A 506-nucleotide genomic window follows, 5' to 3' on the forward strand; every position below is an offset into this window, starting at 1 on the left:
ACAGTCAATACCAGCATGCACAGAAGCACGACAAGACTAGCGCGCCACACCCCACTTGCACTAAGCGAAGCAAGATCGATATATATGCGAGACGGCTGTACGTCCAAAGCCATTAAAAGCTGTTGACCAAAGAAAAACGGATACGAAATCAGCGCAAACAAGAAAAGGAACGAAAGACTCTTGCTAACACTAAAAAGCACCGCGAAGATTACGCAATAGACCACGGCAGACAGAGATATCACATATCTTGCAGTATCTTTCATTGACGAAATCGCGGTATCCGCCTGAAGCAACAACAGTCCAATTGTCGCGCAAAGTGCCAACAGTGGCATTACGGCATAAAACTTATCTATACGTCTTTCCAAATCTATCACGCACCAATTCCCCCACCGTATTTAAATCTTAGTAACCGCATTTTTCTTTCCCTGATAGAATGAATTATAGCAATTTGTTCGATTGCATTTAGGTAGCGTCCCGAACGTTGGCGCAGACGCCTAGAATCTTGC

The 506-nt window shown here is 44.5% G+C and carries 1 protein-coding gene; it reads right to left on the reverse strand.

Annotation, left to right across the window (positions count from 1 at the left end):
• Positions 1–374: hypothetical protein (locus tag VJ923_RS12100; RefSeq protein WP_326441841.1), on the reverse strand; the 374-nt coding region annotated here is incomplete at its 3' end.
• Between the last annotated feature and the right edge of the window lie 132 nt (positions 375–506).

Origin of the sequence: Adlercreutzia shanghongiae (assembly GCF_035830635.1) — a bacterium.
GTDB classification, from domain to species: domain Bacteria; phylum Actinomycetota; class Coriobacteriia; order Coriobacteriales; family Eggerthellaceae; genus Adlercreutzia; species Adlercreutzia shanghongiae.